Source organism: Peribacillus sp. (assembly GCF_059453735.1).
In genome coordinates, this window is sequence record NZ_JAZVJO010000419.1 from 1 (window position 1) to 3,699 (window position 3,699).

A 3,699-nucleotide genomic window follows, 5' to 3' on the forward strand; every position below is an offset into this window, starting at 1 on the left:
ACAATGACCATAAAAAATGAGATGCCGACTATACATGCTACCCATAGTCAAGCCATTTGCATATTTCCCGTCTCAATAGCCATATAGATTGCTGTCGGCGTCGTTTGTGTTTTTCCAGGAATGTTCCCCGCAAACATGAGAGTTGCTCCAAACTCTCCTAATGCTCGTGCAACACTCAAGATCCCGCCTGCCACAAGGGACTTTAGCGCTAAGGGAATGGAGACGAATAGAAATAGTTTGACTTCATTCGCTCCATCTACTCGTGCTGCGCCTTCTATATCGATATCAATCGCTTCAAATCCAGTCTTAGACGACTGATACATTAATGGAAAAGCAACAATAGCCGAGGCCAGAACCGCAGCCCACCAAGTAAACATAATCGACTGATTAAATATCCATTCAATTAACTGTCCGAAAGGGCTGTTTTTTCCAAACAGAACAATTAAGAAAAAACCCACAACCGTCGGCGGTAAAACTAATGGTAAAAGAAAGAGTGTTTCAACCAACACCTTCCCCCTAAATTTAGCCCTAGCCATAAACCTCCCCGCAATTATTCCTAGAATAATAACCAGTATTCCCGAAACGATGGCAATCTCAATAGATAATCGGACAGGTGACCAAAAATCAGTAGTCATCAATTAATATCTGCAAATCCATATTTCACAAATATCTCCATTGCTTCTTTGGTTTGAAGATATTCGTAAAACTTATTTGCTTCTTCTAAATGGGAGCTCTCTTTAATTACTCCTACTGGATAATTAATCGGAGTGTGTGTATCTTCAGTTGCTGTTGCTGTAATTTTGATTTTTTCAGATGTCAAAGCATCGGTTTTGTAAACAATCCCTGCATCAACATTCTCTGTCTCTACATATGTGAGTACTTGGCGCACATCCTTGGCATAGACCAAATTTTCTTCAGAATCTTTCCAAATCCCTATGTTTTCTAATGTCTCTTTCCCATATTGTCCAGCAGGGACAGTCTCCGGTGTACCAATAGCTATTTTTTTAACTTTTGGGAGATCTTCAAATTCATTTATACTTTGATTAGATTCTTTTGGAACTACTAAGACAATTTCATTGCCTATAAGATTTATGCCCTTTTCAATGAGCTTCTCATCCTTTAATTTCTCAAACTTATCTTCAGCGGCAGAGAAGAATAAATCAACTGGTGCTCCTTGAGAAATCTGCTGCTGGAGTGCACCAGAAGCGCCAAGGTTTAGATTGATTTTCACATTAGCGTTCTCTTTTTCATAAGCTGTTTTTATTTCATTTATAGCATCTTGTAAACTTGCTGCGGCCGAAATAGTCAATTCAACTTTTACTGAACCAGCATTCTGCTTTTTACTTCCTTCATTTGATGAACATCCGGACATTACTAATCCTAAGAACATAATCAAGAGACAAAAAATCCCTATCTTTTTCACTATTCTTCATCTTCTTTCGCCTTTATAGTTATAATTAGATATAACTAGTTATAATTAGATCTATCCAATTATAATCGGTTAGAACAAAAAAAGAAAGACTTGAAGATAGTGAAGTTACTTTAAACGGATAGTGAGTTATTATAAGTGATGGAAGGATGCGAGCAGAATGACAAAAGACCTTTCTTATACAATCGAGGAAGTATCCCAGCTTTTAAAAGTATCGAAACTTACCATATATGACCTCATAAAAAAAGGCGAAATTCCGGTTTTTCGCGTCGGCAGGCAAATGCGGATGGACGCGAAAGACTTAGACGCCTATATCAATCATAATCGAAATCAACCAGCTGATGAGTATCAAAAAAATGGAGCGAAAGACAGCTCAAAGATTGTCATCAGCGGCCAAGACCTTGTCCTTGATATACTCGGAAAACATATTGAGAAAGGGTCAACGTTTAAAACGTTACGGTCCTATACAGGAAGCTTAAACAGCCTGATTTCTATGTACAATGGCGAGTGTGATATCGTTAGCTTGCATGTACTTGATGGTGATACTGGAGAATATAATCTACCCTACGTAAAGAAAATCTTAGTAAGCTATCCTTACATTTTAATAAATCTGGTTTCACGGAAAGCCGGACTATACGTCCAAAAAGGAAATCCGCATAATCTTACCTCCTGGAAGGATTTGCACCAGAATCAGGTAACTATCATTAATCGGGAGAAAGGTTCAGGCGCTAGGATTCTTTTGGACGAACAGCTCAGGATACATAATATCCCTGTTACTGAGATAAAGGGCTACACAAAAGAAGAAACCAATCATTTGAGTATAGCTTCAGCTATAAACTCAGGATTAGCAGATGCAGGCGTAGGAATTGAGAAAGCTGCTAAAATTGTGGGCGTAGATTTCATTCCCTTAATTACAGAACGTTTGGATCTTGTTATTCTAAAAACACCTGAAAACGAGCCGCTCATTGCCAATATAAAAGAGATATTAGCTTCCCCTTCTTTCCAATCGGAAATCAACTCTCTAAGTGATTATGATACTTCACAGATGGGCTCGGTCATTTATGAAACACTTTAATTATGATCTACAAAGGAATTCAAGGATGAGTTCCTTTGTCTGCAACAAGTTCGTCCTTTAATCCCGTTTCTCTTTTTTACAACTTACTTATTGGGAGTAACTACATTGTAATCTCCCAACTAATCTGGTACCTATAATAATAATTAAACTGGTACTTATCTAAGGATTAGTTTTCTCCTATACTAGTAGTATCTTGATAATAGGAGGGATATTCCATGGACCATATTGAAATACATGGAAAGACTGTCACGTTACTTCCTTTAACTGAAGAACATCTTCTCCCCTTATATGAAGCATCAAAACCGAAGGAAATTTGGGAGTGGAGTGCTACGAAGATCTTATCGTTTGAGGATGCAGAAAATTTCATTAAGGATGGCATTGCAGCAAGAGAGAACGGCTTGCATTATCCGTTTGTAGTAATGGAGAATACAACGAATCAACTAATTGGCAGCACCAGCCTCCGCTCCATCCAATTCTCAAATCGTTCGCTTGAAATTGGCTCAACCTGGTATCATCCCACGTACTGGCGGACAGCTGTAAATTCAGAATGTAAACTGTTACTGCTGCAACATTCCTTTGAAACATGGTCAATGAACCGGGTCGAATTTAGAACAGACGAACGAAATATTCGCTCACAAACTGCCATAAAACGTTTGGGAGCTGTTCCGGAAGGCATTCTTCGCAAAGATAAAGTCCTCCGCGACGGTTATATCCGCAATACCGTTGTTTTCAGCATCCTTATGGAAGAGTGGCCAGGCGTTAAAAATCGTTTAGAAGGGTTTTTAGCTAGATAACCTTTTTCTCCAAAGTATCCTGCACATTAACCAAACATTTTTCACATGCTGTCTTTCAAATGGCGACTAAATCCAGTTACCTTAGCAGCTACCGCTCAAATGTTCATGAACTAGTTTCCAGTTTCCCTCTTCGTTCTTTATAAAGATGTTGGCGGCTCGCCCGCTTCCAGCAACGAATTGGTTGTCTAAAAAACCTTCCCAATGATAATGATATAAACAGGTAGCTGTATTTTCCCCAACGGCTACCTATTTAAGAGATCCCAGGTATTTTTAAAATATCGTTGGATATCAGGTAATGTCGTGCATGTTTGATCTGAGAACCAAAAAATTTCTGACAATCTAAAACTTTTTAAGTCATTTTTTCATTCCTTTAGAAAAATTAATGGAACTTTCCTTCAATA

Annotated in this window: 4 protein-coding genes; 2 read left to right on the forward strand and 2 right to left on the reverse strand. The window is 38.4% G+C overall.

The annotated features are described in order from the left end of the window. Window positions 1-47 precede the first annotated feature (47 nt). Window positions 48-635, reverse strand: coding sequence for a molybdate ABC transporter permease subunit (gene modB / locus AC52RT_RS13830; RefSeq protein WP_495541282.1), 588 nt, complete (start codon window positions 633-635; stop codon window positions 48-50). Continuing rightward, window positions 635-1,390 (reverse strand): molybdate ABC transporter substrate-binding protein, encoded by a 756-nt coding sequence (modA, locus tag AC52RT_RS13835; RefSeq protein ID WP_495541285.1) that lies wholly within the window; start codon window positions 1,388-1,390, stop codon window positions 635-637. Before modA ends, modB begins: the two co-directional genes overlap by 1 nt. Window positions 1,391-1,589: 199 nt before the next feature. Between modA and AC52RT_RS13840 the strand changes: the two genes are divergently transcribed. Continuing rightward, a complete protein-coding gene (locus tag AC52RT_RS13840) occupies window positions 1,590-2,504 on the forward strand; it encodes a helix-turn-helix transcriptional regulator (protein WP_495541283.1) in 915 nt (304 codons plus the stop codon). A gap of 215 nt (window positions 2,505-2,719) precedes the next feature. Further along, window positions 2,720-3,298 (forward strand): GNAT family N-acetyltransferase, encoded by a 579-nt coding sequence (locus AC52RT_RS13845; RefSeq protein ID WP_495541284.1) that lies wholly within the window; start codon window positions 2,720-2,722, stop codon window positions 3,296-3,298. Window positions 3,299-3,699: the final 401 nt, after the last annotated feature.